This window comes from Mycolicibacterium austroafricanum, from assembly GCF_902705885.1.
Taxonomy (GTDB): domain Bacteria; phylum Actinomycetota; class Actinomycetes; order Mycobacteriales; family Mycobacteriaceae; genus Mycobacterium; species Mycobacterium vanbaalenii_A.
Genome location: NZ_CACSIP010000071.1, coordinates 1 through 1,173, shown reverse-complemented (window position 1 = coordinate 1,173; position 1,173 = coordinate 1). Strand labels below are relative to the sequence as shown.

General features: G+C 43.7%; 1 protein-coding gene. It reads left to right on the top strand.

Going from position 1 to position 1,173, the window contains the following annotated elements; all coding sequences use genetic code 11:
* Positions 1-101 precede the first annotated feature (101 nt).
* Positions 102-848 carry an IMP family subclass B1 metallo-beta-lactamase gene (gene blaIMP / locus BEMPMBAN_RS30900; protein ID WP_159235285.1) on the top strand — a complete coding sequence of 249 codons (747 nt, stop codon included), beginning with the start codon at positions 102-104 and terminating at the stop codon, positions 846-848.
* Positions 849-1,173: the final 325 nt, after the last annotated feature.

Sequence of the window (1,173 nt, the reverse complement as noted above, 5' to 3'; positions counted from 1 at the left end):
GAACCCCTATTTGTTTATTTTTCTAAATACATTCAAATATGTATCCGCTCATGAGACAATAACCCTGATAAATGCTTCAATAATATTGAAAAAGGAAGCCCATGGGAAGCAAGTTACTCGTATTCTTTACATTATCGTTTTGCAGCATTGCTACCGCAGCCGCAGAACCTTTGCCAGATTTAGAAATTAAAAAACTTGATGAAGGCGTTTACGTTCATACTTCGTTTGAAGAAGTTGACGGGTGGGGCGTTGTTCCTAAACATGGTTTGGTGGTTCTTGTCAATACTGAGGCTTACCTAATTGACACTCCATTCACAGCTGAAGACACTGAAAAGTTAGTCGCCTGGTTTGCGGAGCGTGGCTATCAAATAAAAGGCAGCATTTCCTCTCATTTTCATAGTGACAGCACGGGCGGAATAGAGTGGCTTAATTCTCACTCTATCCCCACGTACGCATCTGCATTAACCAATGAACTGCTTAAAAAAGACGGTCAGGTTCAAGCCACAAATTCATTTAGCGGAGTTAACTATTGGCTAGTTAAAGATAAAATTGAAGTTTTCTACCCAGGCCCGGGACACACGCCAGATAACGTAGTGGTTTGGTTGCCTGAAAGGAAAATATTANTCGGTGGTTGTTTNATNAAACCGTACGGTTTNGGCAATTTGGGTGACGCANATNTAGAAGCNTGGCCAAAGTCCGCCANNTTATTAANGTCCAAATATGGTNAGGCAANNCTGGTTGTTCCNAGTCACAGTGAAGTTGGAGACGCNTCACTCTTGANACTTACATTNGAGCAGGCGGTTAAAGGGTTNAACGAAAGTAAAAAACCATCAAAACCAAGCNACTAAGAATTCAAGCTTGTCACCAAGTTTACTCATATATACTTTAGATTGATTTAAAACTTCATTTTTAATTTAAAAGGATCTAGGTGAAGATCCTTTTTCTTAAGGAGCAAAAGGCCAGCAAAAGGCCAGGAACCGTAAAAAGGCCGCGTTGCTGGCGTTTTTCCATAGGCTCCGCCCCCCTGACGAGCATCACAAAAATCGACGCTCAAGTCAGAGGTGGCGAAACCCGACAGGACTATAAAGATACCAGGCGTTTCCCCCTGGAAGCTCCCTCGTGCGCTCTCCTGTTCCGACCCTGCCGCTTACCGGATACCTGGCCGCCTGCGGG